The following is a 24,511-nucleotide window of genomic DNA, read 5'->3' on the forward strand; positions in this document are numbered from 1 at the left end:
ATGATTGGCGTTGATCTTGCTAAAATTAGTCGTTTTGCAAATTTAACAGACGCTTTCATTCAACGTTTTTTACATTTAGAAGAATACGAAATTTATCAAAACATTACAAATGAAAAACAAAAGCAAATATTTTTAGCCAAAATTTGAGCTATCAAAGAAGCGATTTTTAAAAGTGACAACAGCTATAGTCACTTTGATCAAGTTAAATTGGACATCACTGATAAAGGAGTTAAGCATCCAAATTTTTGAATCAGTATTTCACATGAAGAAGATTTCTTAGTAGCTTTTGTAATGAAAAAGGAGTAAAAATGAGTCTAATTATTTTAAAGAAAATTTTGTTTGGTCCAATTTGACTAATCAGAATGATGAGAATCAACTCTCAAGCACGTAAGTATCGTCGTACACCAGATATGTTAACCGAACAACAAAGAAATGATTTTTTACTAAAATATGCCAAAAAATTATTAAAGTTGTACCGTGTTAAAGTCGAAGTTCAAGGTTACGACAATCTTCCAAATAATGGTGGAGTGATTTTAACACCAAACCATAAATCAAATGCTGATGCTTTAATTATGCTACAAGCACTTGAAAAACAATCATACGAACAATCTGAAGTGAATAAAATTCCAACTTTTATTGCTAAACAAGAATTATTAAAGAAAAGATTAATTCGTAATGCAATGTCATTAATTGATACTTTTGCAATTGACCGTAACAACTTCCGTCAAAGTTTGGAAGTGCTTGGTGAATTCGGTAGATTTGTTAAAATGAACAAAACTTATGGAGTTATTTTTCCAGAAGGAACACGTGTAAGTACTCCAAATGAACTCGGAGAATTTAAAGGTGGAGCTTTCAAAGTTGCACAAAATGAATTTTTACAAGTGGTACCTGTTACAATTTCAAATTCTTCAGAAGCATTCAATTCAAAAAGAGCAAAAAAATTAGTTGTTACAGTTACTTTCCACAAACCAATTAAACCAATGGACTTTATCGGACAAGAACCTAAAGCGGTTGGTGAACGTGTACGTAAAATTGTTGAGAGCGAAATAAAATAAAATGAATAATTACGACATTAAATTAGACGATTTTGATGGTCCTTTGGACTTGCTTTTAAGTCTGGTTCAAGATAAAAAAATTGACATTTTACAAGTTAATTTAGTTGAATTAGCAACTCAATATTTAAACATTATTAATAATTTAAAAGAAAATGATATTGACATTGCTGGTGACTACCTTGTTATGGCTGCGACTTTAGTGCAGTTAAAAGCGAAAATGATCTTAAGCGATCCGGTTGAAAAAGTTCAAGTCGAAGAAGATAAAAATTTGATTCTTCAACGTTTAGCGGAATATCAAGAATTCAAAAAAATTTCACAAGCTTTACGTGAACAAGAAACATTCCGTAAGGATATTTTCATTAAAACGATGAGCGATTTAGATGATTATATTGTTGATAAAGATGATACTAAATTAGATGGTCACTCAAATCCATTAAAATTAATTGTTACATTAAGAAAAATGTTTGAGCGTGTTTATGCACAAAATTTACGTGTGACAAAATTAAAAACATTCAACTTAACAGCTAAAGATCAAGAATTTTACATTCGCGATTTATTTAAAAACCGTGATGAAGTTAGTTTTGAAGAAGTTTTTAGTGTTCCATCGCTTAATCACTTTGTTATTACTTTGCTTGCATTATTAGATTTATCACGTAAACAAGAAATTGTAATTCAACAAGATTCACAATTTGACAAAATAAAATTATTTAAAGGACCTGAATATGAAAGATAAGATTATTGAAGCTCTTTTATATGTATTTGGTGATGCAGGAATTAATTTAGAACAAATTCAATTAACATTTTCACTAAATAATCATAGCGAAGCTAAAAAAGTAATGAATGACTTCATCAAAAGTTATAACTCAAAAGACGGCGGTCTTAAAGTTGTTGAATTCAATGGTGTTTATAAATTAAGTACTCGTGAATCTGTTAAAGAATACATCTCAAAAGTTGTAAATACAGTTTCAAAACAAAAACTTTCAAATGCAGCGATCGAAGTTGCCGGGATTATTGCGTATAAAGAACCAATAACCAGAAGTCAAATTTCTAAAATTCGTGGTGTTGCAAGCGACCAAGTGCTTAATAGCTTACTACTTAAAGGTGTAGTTGCCGAAGTTGGTATTTCACCAACACCGGGACATCCAGTTTTATATGGTGTTACCAATAAATTCTATGATTATTTCAAAATCAAAGATTTATCCGATTTACCAAAGTTAAGCGAATTCAATTTTATCAATGTTTCTGATGATGAAGATGAAGAAGTGGAAACGAATGATTTTGATTTATTTGCTAGTCAGAGAGAGATGTAATCATGACTTTATCAAAAATTAGAGCAACACAAAACGACCACGGAAGAAAATTAATCAAAGTTTTAATGAAATATTTTCCGAGCGTTCCAACTTGAAGATTGGAACGTCTTTTTCGTAAAAAAGATATAAAAATTAACAACCAACGAAATTTTTCAAAAGATTATGTCGTACAACAAGGCGATGAAATTTGAGTTTATGGACTAGAGCAAAGTGAAATTTTAGACCAAGAAATTACAAAATCAAAAAAAAGAGATTTTAAAGTAGTTTATGAAGATCAAAATATTCTGATTGTAGACAAAAAAGCTGGTGTGGTGATGCACTCAAACGATGATTCATTAGATTCGCAAATCATGGATTATTTAAAATTTACACCAAATGATAGTTTCACAATTTCACACATTGGACGTTTGGACAAAGAAACCAGCGGACTAGTTATTTATGCTAAAAATTATCAAATTTTGCAAGAATTAACTAATAAAAACGCAATTGTTAAAACTTACGTTTATAAAGCGGACCGTCTTGGACGTGATTTAAGAGTTGAGGGGTTTTTAACTAAAGATGATGTTAAACAAAAAATGATTTTTTCAACTAATAAAAAAAGTGATAAATCACAACGTTGCAGTACATACTTTTTTGAAAGTAACACAAAACAATTTGCACAAATTAAAACCGGTCGCAAGCATCAAATTCGTGCAACTTTATTCTATTTAGGTACACCAATTTATGGTGATTTAAAATATGGTGGTAAGAAAGCGGATCGTCTAATGTTGCATGCATACACACTAAAATTACAAAAATTAAGTGATCAATTTGCTTATTTAAATAATCAAGAATTTATTAGCGAAGTGAAATGATAGAAAGGAATTCATGAAACAAATTACTAGAGAAAAATTAATTGAAATTGCACATGCATTAATGCTCGAACCTACTGAAGAAGTGTTAAATGGTATTTTGCTCGATTGAGAAGAATTACAAAAAAATTTAATGTTATTAAAACAAATTGATACACATGAAGTTCAACCAATGACACATATTAATGAGACCTATTTTGTAGACTTTTTAAGAGAAGATAAAGTTGATACTTCGTATTCAATTTCAAAACAAGAAATTTTAAGCAACGCACATGAATCGGATTCAGACTATATCATTACTAAAAAGGTGGTTAAATAATGAAAGTTTTAGGAAATGTATCTAAAGCACTTCAAGAATTAAAAAACGACAATAATAATACTATTGCTTATGTTTATGAAAATCCCGAATCAGCCAATGAAAGTGGTAAATTAGCAAATGCTGTTTTTACAATTAAAGATGTTTTTGCTACCAATGATGCTCCTACTCAAGCTTCAAGCAAAATCTTAGAGGGATTTAATCCACATTATAATGCGACTGTGGTACAAAAACTAATTGATGCAGGTGCAATCAAGGTTGCAAAAGTCCACAATGATGAGCTTGCACTTGGTGGAACTGGGACTTTTTCTGCTTTTGGACTTATCACTAATCCGTACGATTCTACAAGACTAGTAGGTGGTTCTTCAAGTGGTTCGGTTGCGACATTAACTAAAAATGTTTCGTTCGCACTTGGTAGTGACACTGGGGACAGTGTGCGACTTCCAGCGTCATATAATGGTGTAGTTGGTTTTAAACCTAGCTATGGTGCAATTTCACGTTATGGTATGTTTGCGTACGCTTCTTCGCTTGATACAGTATCTTTTTTCTCGCATAATGTTGATGATTTGAATAATATTTTATCTTGCGTTTATGGTGTGGACACTAAAGATATGACAAGTGTTATGGTACCAATGAGCGACAATGTCAGTCCTATTAAGCCGCTGAAAGTTGCTTGATTAGATGTGTCGGATAAGCTTGAAAAATTTGTCGCTGATGAGTATACAAAATTAATTGATAAATTAAATTCTTTAGATATTCAAGTAACTAAAATTGATGTTAACGATACACTTTTACGTGCAATTAAACCAGTTTATGATATTGTTTCGTACTCTGAAGCAAGTTCGAACTTATCAAATTTAAACGGTATCGCTTTTGGACAACGTAAAGATGGTGAAACTTGAAGCGAAATTATGACCAACACACGTAGTGCCGGATTTGGTAAAATGGTCCAAAGACGTTTGGTACTTGGTAACTATTATTTATACAGTGAAAATCAAGCTGAAATCTTTATCAAGGCTCAAAAAGTGCGTCGTGTAATTCGTGATTACTTAAATGATTTACATCAAAACTACGATGTGGTTATTTTCCCAGCATCAGCTGATGTCGCTCCAAAAATCGATGCATCATTAAATAAATCGCATGATTATATGGACTTTATTTTAACAGGTTCAAATTTAGGTGGTAATCCTTCAATTACTATTCCTTGAATCCAAACAAGTGATAATTTATTTGTTAATTTAGCTTTAGATGCTCAAATTTATCACGATGAAAAATTAATTGGTATTGCCAAGTACTTTGAAAACATTTTAGGAGGTGTTGATGAAAAATAATTTTGAAGTAATTATTGGAATTGAAATTCACGTTGAATTATCAACTAAAACTAAGATGTTTTCGCCAATTGAGATTGATTTTAATGCTCAACCAAACACTAAAGCTAACCAAATTGATTTAGGTTATCCAGGTACTTTACCACTAATTAATAAGCAAGCTGTTAAAAATGGAGTAGCTTTAGCAAAAGCTCTGCAAATGGAAATTGATGACGAATTACATTTTGATCGTAAAAATTATTTTTACACTGATTTACCAAAAGGTTACCAAATCACTCAGTTTTACAGACCTATTGGTAAAAATGGTCAAATCCAAATTACTCTTGAAAACGGTCAAAATAAATTAATTGACATCGAAAGAATTCATTTAGAAGAAGATACAGCCAGACAGCATCATGTTGGTGATGTAACTGAATTAGACTATAATCGTGCTGGTGTACCACTTATTGAAATTGTTACTTATCCAGTCATGAGAAGTGCTGAAGAAGCAGCTTTATATGTCGACGCAATTCGTCAAACAGTTTTAGCTTTAGGTATTTCGAATGCAAAATTAGAACAAGGTTCATTACGTGCGGATGTTAATATTTCACTACGTCCTTATGGTTATAAAAAATTTGGTACCAAAGTAGAAATTAAAAACTTAAATTCATTAAGTAATATTAAAAAAGCGATTGAAAAAGAAATTGATATTCAATATGCTAAAATCATGAAAAATGAACCAATTTTACAACAAACTAAACGTTTTGATGATTCGTTAATGGATGTAGTGGTAATGAGAACAAAAACTGGAGAAGTTGATTATAAATACTTTCCAGAACCAAACATTCCTTTTATTAAACTAAGTAAAGAATTTATTGATAGTGTTCAATTACCTGAATTACCATGAGATAAAAAAATCAGATACGAGTCAGAAAATATCAATAATATTTACATTCAAAGTTTGGTTAATGACTTGCAATTAGCACAATTTTTTGACAGTATAATTTATAGTGATCGCGACAAATTGTCAAAAGTCTTCTTTGCTGAAGTTGTTTCTTTAGCAAACGCTCAAAACGTAAAAGCTTATGAATTAGGAATAAAAGCAGAAAATATTGCACAAGCGATGCAACTTTTAGATTCAGAAATCATATCTGGTAAATCACTCAAAAAACTTGTACCTTTATTAGTACAATTCAACGGTGATATTAACAAGTTACTAGATGAACATCAATTAAAACAAATTATTGACAAGAACGTAATTGAATCAATTTTATCTGAAATTATTAGCGAAAACGAAGCAACAATTACACAACAATTGGATCGTCCAGAGCGTGTGCTTAAAATGATTTTAGGTGCTGCTATGAAAAAAACTGGTGGACAAATTTCTCCAACATTATCTGATGAAATTGCTAAAGATCTTCTCAAGAGAAAATTTTCGATTTAGGAAACTTCAAAAAAGTTTTCAGTCCCCAATTACTCAATATAAAATTGGATTTAAAAAGACTAAATTAGTAAATAACATAATTTGATCGTCACGATTTGAATTTAATTTTGTTGAATTTATTATTAAAAAAATCATTTGATTCATCTTACACATTACAATGTTACGCGAGTTTCTGAATAATAGTAAAAAAGCAAATGAAATGATTAATCGCATCTACAAAAAATTCATTTCGAAAAACTTTTATTTTATTTATATTTCAACTAGTTTTTACTTTCTAGTTTCATTTGTTCCAATTGTAATTTTTGTCTATTTTTTTCTCTGATTAATTTCTTTTAATACCTATAATTTTAAAGATTTTTTTATTGAAAGTATTCTAGCTCGTATCATCCCAAATATCAGTCGTACAATTCAGGAATTTAAAGAAAATAATACTGGTACTGGTGGTGCTTGAATTGTTCTTTTACTACTATCAACATTATGAATTAGTAGCAGTGGATATAGTAATTTTATAACAGCTCAAAATCACATTTACAATCATAAAAACTCAGTGGTTTCGAAAATTACTTATCGAATTAAAGGTTTTTTTGCTGTTTTTGGAATAGGACTTTATATTTCTTTTTTTGTTATTATTACTTTTTTAATTGCTAGTGCTGCTAAATTGTTGATTACCGAAAATGAAATTAAAGTTTTAAATCATAGCCTTTTAGCGACCGTTTTTTTTGTTGTAATGCTGTTTATTTTTCTTTATTTTGGAATTTTTGCACTCCTTAGATTTACACCAAGCTTCGCAATTAAATGACGTCAAATCAACTCGGGAATTGTGGTTTCATGTATTCCGATTTGAATTTTAATTAGTATGTTCGGTTGAATCAGTTATAAATTCATTAACTACAACAAATATGGTTCACTTGGTATTTTTATGTACTTATCTCTTTTTGTGAGTTTATTATCATACTTTCTATTTTTAGGAATTATAGTTAATGAGTCGTATTATAAATTATTTGTTTCGCAACGAACCTTTCCAAAACGACGAAAATTCAAATTTTAATCAAATGCAATTTAGGTTGCATTTTTTTTGTTTTAAATGTGTAAAAAATTTCATTAAAAATTTGAATATAAACAAAAACTTGTCTTTAAAACCACATTTTTAGTTTATTAATGTCATTAAAATGTATTTAAAACATAAAATAATATAATTAATTTATGAAGAAGAGCAAATTTTTTATTTTGACAAATTTATCAGTTTTACCATTTATTGCTACAGCGGCAGCATGTGATTATAAGAGTGAAGCGATAAAACCTACAGAACCTGTTAATGGTCAAGGTGATAATAATAAAGAAACACCAGAACAACCTAAAGACAATCAAACACCTCCAACAACTGACAATCCTAAAAACGATGGAAGCAAAGAACAACCTAAGGAAAATAGTGGAGATAAGGAAAAAACTCCCGAAGGACCTAAAGAAGAAACACCAAAAGAAGATAATACACCTTCAAACCCTACTGATGAAAAACCAACTACACCAGTAGATAATGCTTCTGATAAAAGTGAAGAACCAAAAACAACTATTCAAAAAGATAAAAACAATGTTTTTGAATTAGTTGATGAAGATAAAGTTATCAAATTCATTAATGATGAATTAGGAAATAGTAATATTTCATTAGAGAGAACGTTATTTTTAGGTTCAAATAAATCGTTAAGTTTTGATAATTTTTCAAATGTTTTCAAAATCCGTGATGAATGAACAAGTGAAGAAATTAAATTTAAAAAAGGATTTAATAGAGTTAGATTAAATGTAATAATTGAACGTAAAAAAATAACAATTGTATATTCTTTTACAGACGATTCAAAAGAATACTCACAAGTTTTTGAAATTAAGAATCCATGAGTTGAATCAACTATTGAAAGCTCTAATAATAATTCAAATACTCCAACTCCAATTGAAAACTCAAACAAACCAGTTGAAGAACCTAATAATACATCAAATGAAAATTCAGACGCTGATGAAATCAATGGTGAAGAGATTTTAATAGAAGATGGATCTACATTAGAAGTGCTTAAAGCTGAAGTTGATTTTGCAAAATCTAAAAATTGAGACACAATTAGACTCTATATCGATGAAGAAGAAACATATTTCATTAATGGAAATAGCAAATCTCCAAAAAGAATTGGTTTAATTAAACCTGGTATTCAACTTGAAAAATTAACAGTTAAAAGTGCTGGAAGTAAAAAATATATAACAGCTACATACACTGATAATTCTGTAACATTAAACTATACTTATAATAATGTTGAATATAGTCAGGGATTTGGTTGAGGTAAGATTGATCAACCATCTGAAGAACCTGTTGTAGTCGATGAAAATAGTTCAGATTCTAACACTAATGGCACAGATCCATCAGAAGCATTTGATGCAACCAATTTATTTATAGTAGCAAATGAAGATAATTTAAAAGAAACTATTGCTAAGGCTAAAAAATATCCAAATATACGTGCATTTTTACAACCCCAAACTGAAAAATTCTTATACAGTAAGAAGGAAATTTTCACTCTTAAACCAGGTGCAGATTCCTCAAAATTAGAATTGGAGTCAAGCGGAAGCAGTCAATATATTCAGTTTAATTTCAAAAATGGAAATAAATACGATCTCGAAGGTGCGTATAACTATGATGGAAAAAGATATATTCAACGTATTTATTTAGGTGAAGGTCCAAGAGTAAATACAAATAATGAAAATCAACCAAGTGATGTTTCAGGTACGTCGAATACAACCGGCGGAACTTCAACATCAAACAATCCGAATAACTCAGGAACTACTTCAGATAATAGTGGTACACCAGTTGATTTATCAATTTCAAATTCAACACACTATGAAGCTAATTCATATTATAGTTCTCTTCAAGGTAAAAGAGGTAAAGAATTATTAGAGTCTTTATATGCACTTCAAAAAAGCAAAACATCACGTATTGGTTCTTATGCTTCATTATACGATATCTATACAAGATCATTTATAGACAAATATAGTGAAAATGATGGTACTATTTGAGATATTTATAGCGAAAACCCTAGTGGACCAGATCCTTATTATTACACATTTGAAAAACGAGTTGGTGGAGGAGGTTCAGGTAAATCAGGTAAAAATGAAGGTACTGGATTTAACCGTGAACACGTAATACCTCAATCATGATTCGGAAAAGTGTCTCCAACTGTCAGTGATGCTCACTTTATTTGACCTACTGATGCTAAAGTAAATGAGAGACGTGGTAATTTACCACACTTTAATGTTTCTAATCCGTCTTGAACATCACAAAACGGTACAAAAGTTGGTGGCGGATACTCTGAACCAATCGATTTCTTTAAAGGTGATGTTGCTAGAGCTTACTTCTACTTCCAAGCGACACATAGAAATGGAATGGCAACAGATAACGGTAGAAAAGTATTTACCGGAGTCTTTCCATATTTCACAGATCAATTCTTAAATGAATATTTAAGTTGATCGAATAACGATCCAGTTGACTTAAGTGAAGTCGATCGAAATAACGCAATTGATAATTATTATGGCGGATTAAGAAATCCATTTATCGATTATCCAAATTTACCTAACCTAATTTGAGGTGATGGAAGTGAAACATTTAATGATCAAGGTATTTTGGTCAGAAATTAATACAAAAACACCACTAGTAAAAGTGGTGTTTTCTTATCCTATTCAAAGCTGCTAGTGTATAAGTTATAATAAAAACCTTTTTGCTCGATTAGTTCCTGATGGTTACCAATTTCAATGATGTTACCATCTTTGATAACCAATATTTTGTCGACATTTTTTATTGTACTTAAACGGTGAGCAATAATAAAGCAGGTTTTGTTTTCCATTAATTTATCTAATGATCTTTGAATAATTTTTTCCGTGATTGAATCGATATTTGAAGTTGCTTCATCCAGAATTAAAATTGGACGATTAGCTAAAAGAGCTCGAGTAATTGATAAAATTTGTTTTTGACCTTGTGAAAACTCGTTACCACCATTTTCAATCATAGTGTCATATGAATTTGGCAATAAATTTATAAAGTGGTCCGCTTGGGTTAAGTGAGCGACATCTTTTATTTGTTCAGTAGTTAACTTTGGATTCGATACTAAAAAGTTGTTCATGATAGTGTCATTTAGTAAGAATGAATCTTGTGAGACGATTGAGATATTATCACGTAGATTATTTGAATCAATATTTTTTAATTCAAGTCCATCCACTGTGATGCTACCTTGCTGATAATTGTAAAATTTATTAATTAAATTAATAATTGTTGTTTTACCTGAACCGGTTGGTCCGACCAATGCGATTTTTTCCCCTGGTTTAACAGTGAAATTAGCATTTTTCAATTGTCAAGTTGGTGACTCAGGTAAGTATTTGAAATAAACATCTTTAAATTCAATTTCACCACGAACATTAGTTAATTTTAAGTGCTCAAGTTCTTTAGTCGAATCGTTTGGTAAGTGAATAATTTTAAAAATCCGATAAGTTGAAGCAAAACCTACTTGAATACTAAAGTTAGTAGAAAGCAAGTTTTGGAATGGACCAATGAAGTTTCAATTTAAGAAAATGTATGTAACGATTGTCCCGGATGTTGCGTATCCATGCTGATCTAAACCAAAAGCTTTGATTCCGTACATTGGGACTTTGTTTAAGTAAAATGAAATTGAAATTATGATAATAAGTAATTGAACGGTATATGCTACCATCCCAAATCACGGTTCACTGCTGCGTGCAACAGTGTCCCCTTTAAATGCGATTAATTTTATATTTCTGGTAATAACTTTTAAATTGTCAAAAATAAAGTCTCTACGATCAAAAGCATTCATAATTTTGATATTATGTAATATTTCTTCAACGTATCCATTTAATTCACCAAATAGGTTTTGTACACGCACAAAGTGCGGTTGAGCACGTTTAATAACCAAAATTGAAACACTAAATAATCCCAAAGCTACTGGGACAATAATTACAGTCAGAACCGACGAAACTAACATCATCGTTATAACTGATAATAAGATATTAAAAAAGTTATAAAAGAAATTATTAATTGTGTTGAAAATTGTATTACCAACATTATTAATATCATTGATCAAAGTCGAAATTAAATCGCCAGCTTTTTTCTGATCATAGTATGAAATAGGCATATTTAGCAATTTTTCCATTGCTTCTTTTCGCATTTTTGCAGCACTATTAAATGACAAGCGGACGTAAATTACACTTTCGGAGTATCTGAGCGCACCGTATAAAATAAAGGATAGGATAAAGATTGCAATGTCAATACTAAATTTGGTTAAATTGAAATTTGCTCCTGAATCACTTTGGATGATTAAGTCAAAGTGTTCACGGAAAATATAACCGACATAAAAACTTCCAACAACATAAAATAAAGCATTTAAAAATGAGAATAATAAACCAACTAGAAAAAGTTTTTTTTGATATTTTAAATAACTAATTAACCTAAAGAAAACGCTAACTGATGAAAAATCTGAGTTAGATTTTGGTTTTTCTTTGATTTTTTTTCTTAATATTTTTGCTTTTTTGATCATTTTAATCCTTTATTTATCTAGGTCTAATTGGTTTAAATAAATTTCTTTATATCAATCATTCGATTCAATTAATTGCTCGTGCGAACCTAAACCCGTTATTTTTCCTTTTTCTAAAACCATAATTTGGTCAGCGTGTTTAATTGAATTGATTTTTTGACTAATAATAATTGTTGTCGCGTTGTATTTTTTAATATTTGACAATAATCTTTTGGTTGTAATGTTATCTAAAGCAGAAGTTGAGTCATCTAAGATTAGAATTTTTGGTTTTAATAATAAGGTACGAGCAATTGAAAGTCTTTGTTTTTGACCACCAGAAAGATTTTTACCTCTTTGTTCAATTTTGTGATCAATTTTATCTTCAAATGTACGGACAAAATCAATTGCACATGAATTTTCTAATGATTCTTTAATTTCATTTTCGTTTGCATCTTGTTTAGCAAACAATAAATTACTCTTAATTGTACCGCTATACAACATTGGTTCTTGATAAACAATACCAACATTTTGACGCAAACTTTTGGTTTGAATATTTTGTAAATCGATGTCATTAATTAAAATTTGACCATCATTATATTTATAGTTATTCATTATTAAATTTACTAAAGTTGACTTTCCCGAACCAGTTGGACCAATAATCCCCAATGTTTGTCTTGGTTTTAAATCAAAATTAATATTTTCAAGTACGAATTCTGGTGATTCAGAGTAGAATTTGAAGTTTAAATTTTTAACTTTAATTCCTAAAGCATCGTTATTTTGACTCAAATCAATTCCATTAGTGATTTCTAAATCTTCAATTTGTCAATTTAAAACTTCTAAAATTCTTCGACATGAAACCCTTGCTCTAAAAATAACTCCAAGGAACATACTTAATAAAAGAATTCCAAAAGAAATATTGAACATATATTCAATAAACACGTTAACGTTAGTTAAAAAGTTAGTATCAATAACACCACTACGCACTTTTTGCGAAGCGATTATATAAATAAAAGCGACGACTATGTTTATTAAGCTAAAGAACAATGGATTTCCAAGTGAGAATAAGTTGTTAGTTTTGATTTGAATTTTTAATCATTTATCATTTACTTCATTAAATTTATTTGATTGCTTTTCGTATAAATTAAAACTTTTAATCAAACGAGCACCTAAAATGTTTTCGTCAGCCACTTTAGTTAAATTATCGATTACTTTTTGATTTTCTTCCATTAATGGCATGCTTTTTTTAATAATAAGATATACCACAAAGCTCATGAGTGGAATAATAAAAAAGATGCTTAATGATAAGGATAAATCTGTTAAAAGCGAAAAGACAATTCCACCAACAATTAAAAGTGGTGCTCTAATTAATGTACTAGTTGCCCCGGTGATGAATTCCCAGAATACAGCAACATCATTTGAAACTCTGGTTATTAAACTTTCATGAGTAAGTGTACCAAGATCCTTCAAACTCATTCTTTGGATTTTTTGAAATGTTCTATTTCTAAAAAATTCACTACTTTTTTCACCTGCTCAAGTAGTAATGACCACACCAGAAAGTGATGTTATGACAGCAAGCAAAATCAGGATAATTACCGTAATAATTAATTTTTTAAAAATTACACTTTTAACACCTTGAAAAATAATGAATGTATTAAAAATTGAAATGTCAATTATTTTTTGTGGATCTTTTTCAAGCAAAATCTTTAAAAATTGACTAATAAAAAGAGGTAAAATCAAACTAATTATTACGTTAAAAAAGATTACAACGACTCCGAAATAAAATTGATATTTTATGTCTTTTGGTAACAATTTAAACATCTTAATCATAGCTACTCCTAAAATTGATTTATATTATAGCATATTTAATGTTCTAAATTGATTTAGTCTTGTGATTTTAATCACTATAAGCATGTATTATAGGTCAAATTTGTAGTTAAAAAAATTTACAAAATAACAGCATTTTTTTTCTTTTTGTATATAATTTTTTTCATGACTAAACAGATAAGAAAAGAAATCGGATTAAAAATAAAAAATATACTGTTTTTGTTTTGCGATGTTGAATATCCAACATTGGATTTTCTTACTGAAGAATACTCACAAAATCTTTTCGATTGCGTCTCCCTGTAGTTAGGCTGATTTTTAATCAGTTTTAACCAAAATTTTATTAAATATAAGGAGATAAATTGAAAAATTCAAAAAAAGAAAATAATACAATTATTGAATTAATTGAAATAGTTAAAGAATTTGAAGACAAAGTTGTTTTAAACAATGTTGATTTAAAAATTAATAAAGGTGAATTTGTTACTCTTTTAGGACCTAGTGGATCAGGAAAAACTACAATTTTAAGATTATTAGGTGGTTTTGAGTGAGCGACTCGTGGAGAAATTAAATTTAACAACTTAGATATTAAAGATTTATCTGCACACAAGAGAAATGTTTCAACAATTTTCCAAGATTATGCTTTATTTCCTCACTTAAATGTTGAAGGTAATATTCGTTATGGTCTTAAATTAAAAAGAGTACCAAGAGAAACAATTAACCAAAAATACATTCATCTATTGGAGAAAAAGAAACTTCAATGAACAGCTTTAGCAAATAAAAAAATGGCTCAATTAGATGAGAAACAACAAAAATTTGAAGCTGAATTAGAAAATTTAAAACCAACTACACACCAATATAAAAAACGTCAGGACTGACTTGATGATTCTGACTTTAAATACTCATATTGAGAAAATTATGTAAATCAAAAAGTCCAAGCATTTGAAAATAAGCACTTTAAGCGAAAAATGACCAACCAAGAAATGGATGAAAAAATTGCTAAAATGATTGAGCTTGTTGGTCTTAAAGGAAATGAAAATAAAGCAATTAACCAACTTTCAGGTGGTATGAAGCAAAGAGTTGCTTTAGCTCGTTCTTTAGTTATTGAACCTGAGATTCTTTTATTAGATGAACCACTTTCTGCTCTGGATGCTAAAATTAGACAAAAAATGCAAGTTTTATTAAGAAGCATTCAACAAGAATTAGGTTTAACATTTATTTTTGTTACTCACGACCAAAGTGAAGCGTTAGAATTATCTGACCGGATTGCTGTTGTGCGTGGTGGACAAATTGAACAATATGACACACCAAAAAACATTTACGATTATCCAATAAATAAATGAGTCGCATCATTTATTGGTGAATCAAACATTTTCAATGCACATTTTAAAGGTGATAATAAAGTTAAGATTTTTGATAAAGAATTCAAAACAGTCCACACTAGTGATGAATTTGAAAAAAATCAAGAAGTTGATGCTTTAATTAGACCTGAAGATATTGATATTACCAATAATTCAAAAAACAAGGATGCACTTATTGGTACAATCAAAAATATGTCATATCGTGGTAGCTATTTCTACTTAGATGTTGAGTTAGAAAATGATGTAATTATGCATGTGGAAACACCTAAAAAATTCGAAATTGGTGAAACAGTTTATTTATCGTGAACAATTGACTCTATTCATTTAATGAAAAAAGATGCTAAGTGAGATTACGAAACAAATGTTTTCAAGAATTAGCTTATTTTTAAGTTCGAATAAGAAAATTTATTTAATTGTTCCGTATTTACTAATTGCACTTTTACTGATTATTTTACCAATTATTTTAATCATCTTTAATGCACTAAAACCACTACCAAACAGCTCTGGAAATGGATATAATGATAACTGAATTTTACTTAAAGAACCAGCAACATGAAATATCATTTTACGTTCATTACGTGTTGGTGTTGCTGCTTCGATTTTATGTTTATTAATCGGTTTTCCATATGCTTATTTTGTTAGTTCAAGCAAATCAAAAATTTTTCAAATTTACTCAATGAGCTTAATTTTAAGTCCGTTAGCTATTTTTACAATTGCTAGAATTTATTCACTAAGAATTTTATTTGTTAACTTAGTTTCGGACTCAAACTCATTAAATAACGAATTATTTTTAATTGTAGGTTTAATGTACTTAAACTTACCTTTGATGGTTATGCCAATCTATAGTGTCTTAAAAGATATGCCTAAAAATATTATCGAAGCTTCCAATGATATGGGGTACAATACATTCCAAACAGTTTTTAAAGTAATTGTCCCTTATTCGACAAAAGCTATTTTAAGTGGTTTTGGGATGATTTTTCTAAGTAGTGCCACAACATTCGTAGTTTCAGCAAAGTTACTACCAAATGGTACACAAAACCAATTAATTGGGGACTTAATTAACATTACAATTAATCCCGGAAATAAATACGATTTAGCAAAAGGATCATCACTTGTTTTAGTGGTTTCTGCTATTTTTATTAGTATTTATAGTTTCATTTTATTGATGCCAAGGCTAATTTTCAAACTTAAAAAAGGAGCACATTATGAGTAGAATTGCAAACTTTTTTAAGAAAATCTACATTTACATTATCCTTGCTTTTGTGTACATTCCGCTTTTAGCAGGGACTGTATTTTCATTTAATCAAACTTCAAAAAAAGGGACATTCACAACTACATTTAACCGTCCTACTTGAAATAACTGATTACACCTATTTGATTCAGAGCGTGATGTTGCACTAGTTAACTCAATTATTATTGCGATTGTTACTTCGGTTATAGTAATCGCAATTAGCTTAATTACAGTCTGATCAATCTACCGTCAAAGACAAAAAACCATTAAGGGGACAGTTACAGCTACTTCAAATATCCCACTTATCAATCCGGACAATATCACTGCGATTGGGCTTGTTTTGGTTTTCGCAATCTTTTTTGGGATTATTAGTTCCGACTCTGAGGGGTTATGACGTGTAATTGTAGCTCACACAGTTATGACCTTACCATATGGAATTTCGTTAATGCTACCACGTAGCGAAAAATTTAATAACAACCTGCTTGAAGCATCACAGGATCTGGGATACTCTGTGGTACGTTCATGATTTAAAACTTACTTTATTTACATGTTACCTTCGATTATTATGACTTTTGTGGTTTCAACCGTTTTAAGTTTTGATGATTTTATTATTACTAGAACAGTTTCAAACACATCGACAATTGGACTTAAATTATATGAAGGTGCATTCGAATCTTGAGCTCTTGTTTTAGGGACTATTTTGTTATTTATTTCGTTATTAGGAAATATTATTTATGTATTTTCAAAACGTAAAAACCTTGTAGAAAGCGATAAAAATAAAAAACAAAGTATTTTTAAGAAACTATTTAAAAAGGTCAAAATTGGCAAAGATTCGTAAAAGCAAGTTATTTAAATTAGCTTTCTATCTAGGTGGTATCGCTTTAGCAGGTACTATTTTAGGTACTACTTTAACACTAAAAAGTCAAAAGAAATTTAAACCAAATTTTTACAATTATAAAGCATCGATGTCACACCGTTTAATTGATAGTCTCGCACAAACATTCAACTACAAACAATTTAATGAAATTACTGAATTTACAACATCAATTATTAATAATAAAGCTGTGGCCGGAATTGGGACAGATTACTTAGCGGTGTCCCTAATCAAACAAAATTTATTGAAAAAAATTGATTATGCTTCTTTATTAAATATTCCTGATTTAGACGAAAAAGACTATGAAGAAGCTTTAAAAGTTATTTTAACTAAAGAGACTTGAGAACATTTGAAATCTTATGATGAGTATTTAACCACTGATATTAACGGCGAAAAATTCGATAAACCAAGACATTTATGAGAATATTTCATGCCTTATTTTAATCAAGATGCGGTTATTGCTTATAATGTCTCGAAAGTTGAAATAGATCAAAAATATCGAATTATAGATGAAGAAACAGGTGAATCTATTAATGAAATAGACTTTGAAAGATTAAACGAATCTGAAGAATATCAAGATTCCGCTTATAAATTAATCAATATTCTAAAAATATTAAACGAATCAGGTTATAAATATTGAAATATAACTGATGCAATTCGGGACAATATGCTTTATGGTTCAACTTACGATTTTAATTTAGATACACACGTAAGAACCGACAGTGAATTTACTGGTTCAGTTAATGATGAATCGTATGTAAGATTAATCAAAAACTTCAAACAATTAATTAAAGATGGTACTGGTTTTGGTGTTGAAAATACATCAAGAATTAACTTTATTGGCGATGGTTTAAATATTGTCAATAACTTAATTAATCCAGTTGAACGCGACACCAAAGCGCATGCAGCAATCATTTATAATGGTGATGGAATTGATGCATATTACTCAAGTGATAATTATGCTGATGTTGAAGATGGTAGTGCCATACGTTTTGTCAAACCAGAAAAAAATCTCTTTTTAGTTGATGGATACGTACAAAGTTCTTCAATTTCAGATGAAAATGCAAAAATTTATAATCAAGCAATGGCACAAACAGCTTATCAAAATGCTAATGTTGCTTATTTACAGTATCGTGAGTTAAAGAAAATACATCCTGATTGAGAATTTGAAAAACTTCGTAAAGCAGCAATTATCAAAGGACAACAAAAATATTTTACAGACTGACAAACTCCAAAATTAGAAGAATTATTTAGTGAAGATTTTGCTGAAAATAAAACTTCAGAATATGTAGAATATTTAGTTCAACAAATTAATTGTCCTGAATTATTTGAATTAAGTCTTGATTCAGAAAATGAATATCATAATTTTTATGCGGATATTGTACAAAAATATCAAAGTCAAAACGAACCACAAATTTTACAAAATTTTGCAACTACAAATTTAACAATTGAAGATTTTAAAAATGATGTTTTAAGTAAATTCAACAATCATGATTTAGTTTGAAATTACTTATATGTGAAAGCTTTAAGTTCTTATTTAGAAGAGAATGAAATTAAAACGGAACATAATTGAATTTCAGAAATTGTTAAAAATTCAGAATTTGATTCTTCAAAATTAAATCTTTGAGTACTTGATTTACTTGCTTGAAGTGATTTAGCTTTTGATCCTGAAGAAGAATCTGATTCTTATAAAGAAAAATTATTCAATACTGACTATTTAAATATTAATAACTTTGAATATATTAATTATTCATTACCAATCGCTTTAGATAATTTATTTATCTATAAAAATTACTTTTTTGATGGTGATGGTCAAGATGATGTTATAGCTCAAGAGTTGTATAAAATTGCAAATACTGAAAAAATTACTCATAAAGAAATCGATCCAGTAAGCAATGATTTAAATAGCAAAATTACCTTAGAATACTATAAACAAATGAAATCATAATTAGGAACGGATGAAAAATAAATCAATATTTAAAAACATATCAAAAAAGATTTATATTCCATGTTTCGCAGTATTAGGTGTTGGTGTGGTTCTTGTGTCCACAGTTGCATATAAACTGACACATAAATATAAACCGAATTTTTACAACTATAAATCATATATTTCACAAAATAACATGAAAGAAATTTCAAAAACAATTGATTATAAGCAGTTTTTTGAAATTAACGATTTTACAAATGCTATTGTTAATAATCGTACAATCGGTGGAATTGGTAGTGACTTTCAGGTTACGAGTTTAATTAAAAAAGGTTATTTAAAACCTTTAGATTTTGAAAAGATTTTCAAATTGGACTATAAAATAAATTCAAAAGAAGAATTAAAACAAACACTTAAAAGTGTTTACTCACCTGTAGTTTGAAAACATTTAGAATCATATGATCACATGCTCGAAACCAATTGAAGAGGGGAAGACTTACGTGATTCAAATGGTGAAAAAGTACACTTATGAGAGTATTTTTTACCTTACTATGTTCAAGATGCTACTATTGTGTGAAATCCTACAAAAATCCAAAATTCATTTGATTCAATCAGTGATGAAGAATTAGATACCAATTTAGCAGGAATCGATCAATTTAGTGGTCTAAGTGATCCACATTCGATTTTTAATATTTTAAATACATTGAAAAATAAAGGTGTAACGAATTTCTCATTCACTGATGCTTTGCGTGATAATTTACTTTATGGTAGTTCATTTATTTCGACCGGCGAAATTGATGCGAATAAAAAACCAATTATCACTGACGAATATTTTGAAGGTACCGTTTTAGGTGAGCGGGACAATCAAAATGAAAGTGAACGTTATAACCTTAATTGATACTACAAAAACTTAATTAAAGATTTTAGTAACTTAATCTTAGATAGTACCGGATATAAAGTTACTAACTCAAATAATATTAATTTTACAGCTGATGGTCTGGAACTATTGACTAAAATCATTTCCCCAGGGAATGGTGAAAAACAATATCAAGCCGGTCTTTTATATAATGGTGATGCTTTGGATGCTTATTATTCCGAAGATAACTTTGAAGATGTCCCAGAGGGAACAATTAAGTATCTTAAACCATCAAAAAATGTTCTTTTAGTTGATGGTGTGATAATGATGAAAGATTTAAGTAAAAACACCGAAGAAATTTTTGCTAATACAGTTTCGAACATTTTCTACAAGAATTCTGGAAAAATACCAAATATCATGAAAAAGAATGGTTGAAATTTTAATGATTCAGAAGCTAAAAGAATAGAGTATCAAAAAGCAGCAATTAGAGAATATGGTGCACAAGTGCATTTAGACTTTCTAGAAAATGAAATTAATAATTCTAAATTTCAAGATTATGATCCAGAACTGAAAGAATCCTTCTTAAAACAAATGAAGCAAGATTATTCAATGATTTATTCATATGAAAATCCATTTGCTCTTTCAGTTTTAGAAAATGATAAATACTATCAATTTGCAAAATCAGTCTTTGCTATCGAAGAAAAAAATGATTTAGCCAGATATTTATCATTTATTCGCATTTCAGATAATTTCGAGAGTGAAGAATTAGCTTCAAAATACTCAAATTTAGAGAATTTTGATTTTATTAACTATACTCCGACAAATAATTTTGAATATGAATTAATTTATAACAATTATTTTGTTGATACTGAAACTTATGAAGTCAACACTGATGCTCAAACAATTTACAAGATCGATTTTGAAAAAGATCAAACTAATGAGTATTACGAGCATAAATCAATTCAACCAATTAGTGATGATTTATTATCTAAAGTATCGAATTATTACTACAATAGTACAAAAAGCTAAATAAAAAAAGTGGATATTTTCCATTTTTTTAATTTATTGATGCAACTTTTGTTAAAAAATTGATAATTCGATAAAAAAATATATCATTAATAATATGAATAGAACACAATATATCAAAACTAAAGAAAGCACACTTGTTAAACCATTTATCTGCATAAATGGAAATTTAACTAATACTGACCAATCAATTTTAGACTACATTAATAGTTTTAGCGGTGAATATTTTGACCTAAGTCAAAAAGAATTAGCTATCAAATCAAACACTAGTGAAGGTGGTGTAAGTCGTTTCGTACATAAAATTGGTTTTAAGCATTATCGTGAATTTTTAGCTCACTTAAATTCTGTCATTCGTGATTTTTATAAAGATTATTTTAATGAGCAATTTAAAAACTCAAACATGAAGCATAAAAATATCTTACTTTCGCATAAATATGCAATTGATAATATTTTAAACGGTCAAGAACATTGAGAGATCGACAAATTTGCTGAAATTATCCAACAATCTCGAAATGTGTACATTTTAGGTTTAGGTTCAAGTCAAAAATACGCTCAAGAATTACACGCCAATTTAATTAAAATTGGAATTTCGAGTGTTGCATGTCAAGATTTTCACGTATTTTTACCAATTTTAGGTAACTTAAATGAAAATGACACATTATTTGTTATTTCAAATAAATTAGAAAACATGGAAATCGACTTTTCAATTAAATTAGCAAATTCAAAACGCGCTAAAGTTTTAGTGGTCACTTCAAATAATTTTATTCGTCCCCAATACAGGGTTAACCATAAAATTGTTTATGCAAACATTCATGATACTGATAAAGATGTACCTATTTCATCAAAAATTTCACAAGCAGTTGTGATTGATTTAGTTTTTGATGCACTCATTAAAAATTATCCTCAAAATCGTCAAAAACTTGCTAACACAAAACAAGTTTTAGATATATGATATAACAGAAGATTTTAATTTAAAATGGAGAATATGAAAATGTGAAAAATTTTCAATTTTCCATTTTTTATTTAAAGAAAAATTACCGGATTTGACATTCCACATTCAAGTTAATTGCTCATAGGAGTACAAATTTTAATATAATATTAAAAGAATCCAAACTTGATAGAAATATTCTTTAAATAATTTTTAGAAATTTTTAAATTGAAATTAGAAAGATGTTTCTATTTTTTCACACAATTATAAGGAGAAAGCTGTGATTAAAAATACAAAATACGACTCTCCTGAGTATCTAAAAACAATAGATGCTTGATGAAGAGCTGCAAATTACATTTCTGTAGGACAAATGTACCTTAGAAATAATCCGTTACTTTTAACACCTTTAACAAAGGACGATGTTAAAATATACCCTATTGGTCACTGGGGTACAATTGCGGGACAAAACTTTGTGTACGCACACTTAAATCGTGTAATTAATAAATATGATTTAAACATGTTTTACATCGAAGGTCCAGGACACGGTGGACAAGTTATGATCGCTAATTCATATTTAGATGGTAGCTATTCAGAACTGTTCCCTAAAGCTTCAGAAGACATTCCTGGTCTAACTTATTTATTTAAAAACTTCTCTTATCCTGGTGGTACAGCTTCACATGCTGCGCCAGAAACTCCAGGTTCGATTCACGAGGGAGGAGAGTTAGGTTATTCAATTTCACACGCAACTGGGGCAATTTTAGATAATCCTAATGTTATTGCTGCAACAGTTGTTGGGGACGGTGAAGCTGAAACTGGGGCTCTTGCAACTAGCTGATTCTCAAACGTATTCATTAATCCTGTTACTGACGGAGCAGTTTTACCAATTCTTTACTTAAATGGTGGAAAAATATCAAATCCAACTATTTTAGCTCGTAAAACTAATGAAGAATTAGAAATGTTCTTTAAAGGATTAGGATGAGATCCTATTTTTGTTGAAGGGGAAGATCCTGAAAAATTACATCCAATTATGGCTCAAAAATTGGATGAGGCGATTGAAAAGATTTTATCAATTTGAGCTGAAGCACGTAAAAAATCAGCTGATGAAGCAACAAGACCTAATTGACCAGTTATTATTTATCGCACACCTAAAGGTTGAACAGGTCCACAAGAATGAAACCACGAACAAATTGTCGGAAGTTTCAGAGCTCACCAAGTTCCAATCCCAGTTAGCGCTAAAGCAATGCAACATGTTGATGCTCTTGAACAATGACTACGTTCATATCGTCCAGAAGAGTTATTCGAAACTAATGGAAAAGTTAAATCATACATTCGTGAAATAGCCCCTAAAGGTGACAAAAGAATGGCAATGAATCCAATTACAAATGGAGGAATTGATCCAAAAGAATTGGTTTTACCAAATTGAGAAGACTACACATTGAAATTAAGCCAACCTGGGGACACTAAAGCTCAAGATATGATTGAATTAGGTAAATACTTTGCTAAAGTAATTCAATTAAACCCAACTAACTTTAGAGTATTTGGACCAGATGAAACTAAATCAAACCGTCTATGAGATGTTTTAAAAGTGACAAAACGTCAATGACTTGAAAGAATCGATTCAAGATTAGATGAATCAATCGGACCTAGCGGAAGAATTATCGATTCACAATTATCAGAAAACCAAGCTGAAGGTTTCTTAGAAGGTTATGTTTTAACTGGAAGACACGGATTCTTTGCAAGTTATGAATCATTCTTAAGAGTTGTTGACTCAATGATTACACAACACTTTAAATGAATGAAAAAAGCAGCAAAAGTTGAATGAAGAAAAGATTATCCATCATTAAACTTAATCGCTACATCAACAGCATTCCAGCAAGACCACAACGGTTACACACACCAAGATCCAGGTATTTTAGGTCATTTGGCTGATAAAGATCCTAAATTTATTCGTGAATACTTACCTGCTGATACAAATACCTTATTAGCGGTGATGGACAAATCATTAAGAGAAAGAGAATTAATCAATTTAATTGTTGCATCTAAACAAGTTAGAGAACAATTCTATTCAATTGAAGAAGCTAAAGAATTAGTTGAAAAAGGTCTTAAAGCAATCGATTGAGCTTCAAATGTTTTATTAAACGAAGAACCTGATTTGGTTGTTGTTGCTTCAGGTACAGAACCTAACTTAGAAGCTTTAGCAGCTATTTCATACTTAAATAAACACTTCTCTGATCTTAAAATTAGATTTATTAATGTAGTTGATTTATTAAAATTACGTCATCCTTCAATTGATCCACGTGGATTAAGTGATGAAGAATTTGATGCATTATTCACAAAAGATAAACCAATTTTATTTGCTTTCCATGGATACGAAGCATTAATTCGTGACATTTTCTTTGCACGTCACAACCACAATTTATTAATTCATGGATACCGTGAACATGGAGACATTACTACTTCATTTGACATTCGTCAAATGTCAGAAATGGACCGTTTCCACATGGCACAAAGAGCAGCAAATGCTGTTTATGGTGACAAAGCTAAAGATTTCAGCGATTTAATGGATCAAAAACTTAAACAACACAAAGAATACATTCGTGAATACGGATACGACATGCCTGAAGTTGTTGATTGAAAATGAGAAAACATCAATAAATAATT

Annotated in this window: 19 protein-coding genes; 17 read left to right on the forward strand and 2 right to left on the reverse strand. The window is 29.4% G+C overall.

Annotation, left to right across the window (positions count from 1 at the left end):
• The 10 genes from BLA55_RS02715 to BLA55_RS02760 all read left to right on the forward strand — a co-directional run bounded on the left by BLA55_RS02715 (position 1) and on the right by BLA55_RS02760 (position 9,949).
• Positions 1-306 carry a 4'-phosphopantetheinyl transferase superfamily protein gene (locus tag BLA55_RS02715; RefSeq protein ID WP_073372558.1) on the forward strand — a complete coding sequence of 102 codons (306 nt, stop codon included), beginning with the start codon at positions 1-3 and terminating at the stop codon, positions 304-306.
• 2 nt (positions 307-308) lie between these two features.
• Positions 309-1,055, forward strand: coding sequence for a lysophospholipid acyltransferase family protein (locus BLA55_RS02720; RefSeq protein ID WP_073372559.1), 747 nt, complete (start codon positions 309-311; stop codon positions 1,053-1,055).
• Position 1,056: 1 nt separating this feature from the next.
• Entirely contained in the window at positions 1,057-1,788 is a 732-nt protein-coding gene (locus BLA55_RS02725; RefSeq protein ID WP_073372560.1) for a segregation/condensation protein A, read from the forward strand.
• The gene (scpB, locus tag BLA55_RS02730) at positions 1,778-2,365 is read left to right on the forward strand and encodes an SMC-Scp complex subunit ScpB (protein ID WP_073372561.1); all 588 of its coding nucleotides are present in this window, start codon (positions 1,778-1,780) and stop codon (positions 2,363-2,365) included. The genes BLA55_RS02725 and scpB overlap by 11 nt, the downstream gene beginning before the upstream one ends.
• A gap of 2 nt (positions 2,366-2,367) precedes the next feature.
• Positions 2,368-3,222 (forward strand): pseudouridine synthase family protein, encoded by an 855-nt coding sequence (locus BLA55_RS02735; protein ID WP_084107650.1) that lies wholly within the window; start codon positions 2,368-2,370, stop codon positions 3,220-3,222.
• Between the two features lie 10 nt (positions 3,223-3,232).
• Positions 3,233-3,535: an Asp-tRNA(Asn)/Glu-tRNA(Gln) amidotransferase subunit GatC gene (locus tag BLA55_RS02740; RefSeq protein WP_073372562.1), complete on the forward strand. Its 303-nt coding sequence runs from the start codon at positions 3,233-3,235 to the stop codon at positions 3,533-3,535.
• Complete coding sequence (locus BLA55_RS02745) at positions 3,535-4,863, forward strand: amidase family protein (protein WP_073372563.1); 1,329 nt, start codon at positions 3,535-3,537, stop codon at positions 4,861-4,863. Before BLA55_RS02740 ends, BLA55_RS02745 begins: the two co-directional genes overlap by 1 nt.
• Positions 4,853-6,283, forward strand: coding sequence for an Asp-tRNA(Asn)/Glu-tRNA(Gln) amidotransferase subunit GatB (gatB, locus tag BLA55_RS02750; RefSeq protein WP_073372564.1), 1,431 nt, complete (start codon positions 4,853-4,855; stop codon positions 6,281-6,283). The genes BLA55_RS02745 and gatB overlap by 11 nt, the downstream gene beginning before the upstream one ends.
• Before the next feature lie 199 nt (positions 6,284-6,482).
• The gene (locus BLA55_RS02755; RefSeq protein ID WP_157089915.1) at positions 6,483-7,331 is read left to right on the forward strand and encodes a YhjD/YihY/BrkB family envelope integrity protein; all 849 of its coding nucleotides are present in this window, start codon (positions 6,483-6,485) and stop codon (positions 7,329-7,331) included.
• Between the two features lie 155 nt (positions 7,332-7,486).
• A complete protein-coding gene (locus BLA55_RS02760; RefSeq protein WP_084107652.1) occupies positions 7,487-9,949 on the forward strand; it encodes an endonuclease in 2,463 nt (820 codons plus the stop codon).
• Between the two features lie 38 nt (positions 9,950-9,987).
• Here the strand turns inward: BLA55_RS02760 and BLA55_RS02765 are convergent, their stop codons facing one another.
• Positions 9,988-11,856: an ABC transporter ATP-binding protein gene (locus BLA55_RS02765; RefSeq protein WP_084107654.1), complete on the reverse strand. Its 1,869-nt coding sequence runs from the start codon at positions 11,854-11,856 to the stop codon at positions 9,988-9,990.
• Positions 11,857-11,865: 9 nt separating this feature from the next.
• A complete protein-coding gene (locus BLA55_RS02770) occupies positions 11,866-13,659 on the reverse strand; it encodes an ABC transporter ATP-binding protein (RefSeq protein WP_073372567.1) in 1,794 nt (597 codons plus the stop codon).
• 356 nt (positions 13,660-14,015) lie between these two features.
• Between BLA55_RS02770 and BLA55_RS02775 the strand changes: the two genes are divergently transcribed.
• The 7 genes from BLA55_RS02775 to BLA55_RS02805 all read left to right on the forward strand — a co-directional run bounded on the left by BLA55_RS02775 (position 14,016) and on the right by BLA55_RS02805 (position 24,509).
• Positions 14,016-15,389, forward strand: a complete 1,374-nt coding sequence (locus BLA55_RS02775; RefSeq protein WP_073372568.1) for an ABC transporter ATP-binding protein — start codon at positions 14,016-14,018, stop codon at positions 15,387-15,389.
• Positions 15,373-16,224, forward strand: a complete 852-nt coding sequence (locus BLA55_RS02780; protein WP_073372569.1) for an ABC transporter permease — start codon at positions 15,373-15,375, stop codon at positions 16,222-16,224. The genes BLA55_RS02775 and BLA55_RS02780 overlap by 17 nt, the downstream gene beginning before the upstream one ends.
• Complete coding sequence (locus BLA55_RS02785; protein WP_073372570.1) at positions 16,217-17,080, forward strand: ABC transporter permease; 864 nt, start codon at positions 16,217-16,219, stop codon at positions 17,078-17,080. Before BLA55_RS02780 ends, BLA55_RS02785 begins: the two co-directional genes overlap by 8 nt.
• Positions 17,064-19,064, forward strand: a complete 2,001-nt coding sequence (locus BLA55_RS02790; RefSeq protein ID WP_073372571.1) for a hypothetical protein — start codon at positions 17,064-17,066, stop codon at positions 19,062-19,064. The genes BLA55_RS02785 and BLA55_RS02790 overlap by 17 nt, the downstream gene beginning before the upstream one ends.
• A 10-nt stretch (positions 19,065-19,074) precedes the next feature.
• Positions 19,075-20,925 carry a hypothetical protein gene (locus BLA55_RS02795; protein WP_073372572.1) on the forward strand — a complete coding sequence of 617 codons (1,851 nt, stop codon included), beginning with the start codon at positions 19,075-19,077 and terminating at the stop codon, positions 20,923-20,925.
• Between the two features lie 94 nt (positions 20,926-21,019).
• Positions 21,020-21,892 carry a MurR/RpiR family transcriptional regulator gene (locus tag BLA55_RS02800; protein ID WP_073372573.1) on the forward strand — a complete coding sequence of 291 codons (873 nt, stop codon included), beginning with the start codon at positions 21,020-21,022 and terminating at the stop codon, positions 21,890-21,892.
• Positions 21,893-22,133: 241 nt separating this feature from the next.
• Entirely contained in the window at positions 22,134-24,509 is a 2,376-nt protein-coding gene (locus BLA55_RS02805) for a phosphoketolase family protein (RefSeq protein ID WP_157089937.1), read from the forward strand.
• Positions 24,510-24,511: the final 2 nt, after the last annotated feature.

It is taken from the genome of Mycoplasmopsis pullorum (assembly GCF_001900245.1).
Taxonomy (GTDB): domain Bacteria; phylum Bacillota_I; class Bacilli_A; order Mycoplasmatales; family Metamycoplasmataceae; genus Mycoplasmopsis; species Mycoplasmopsis pullorum.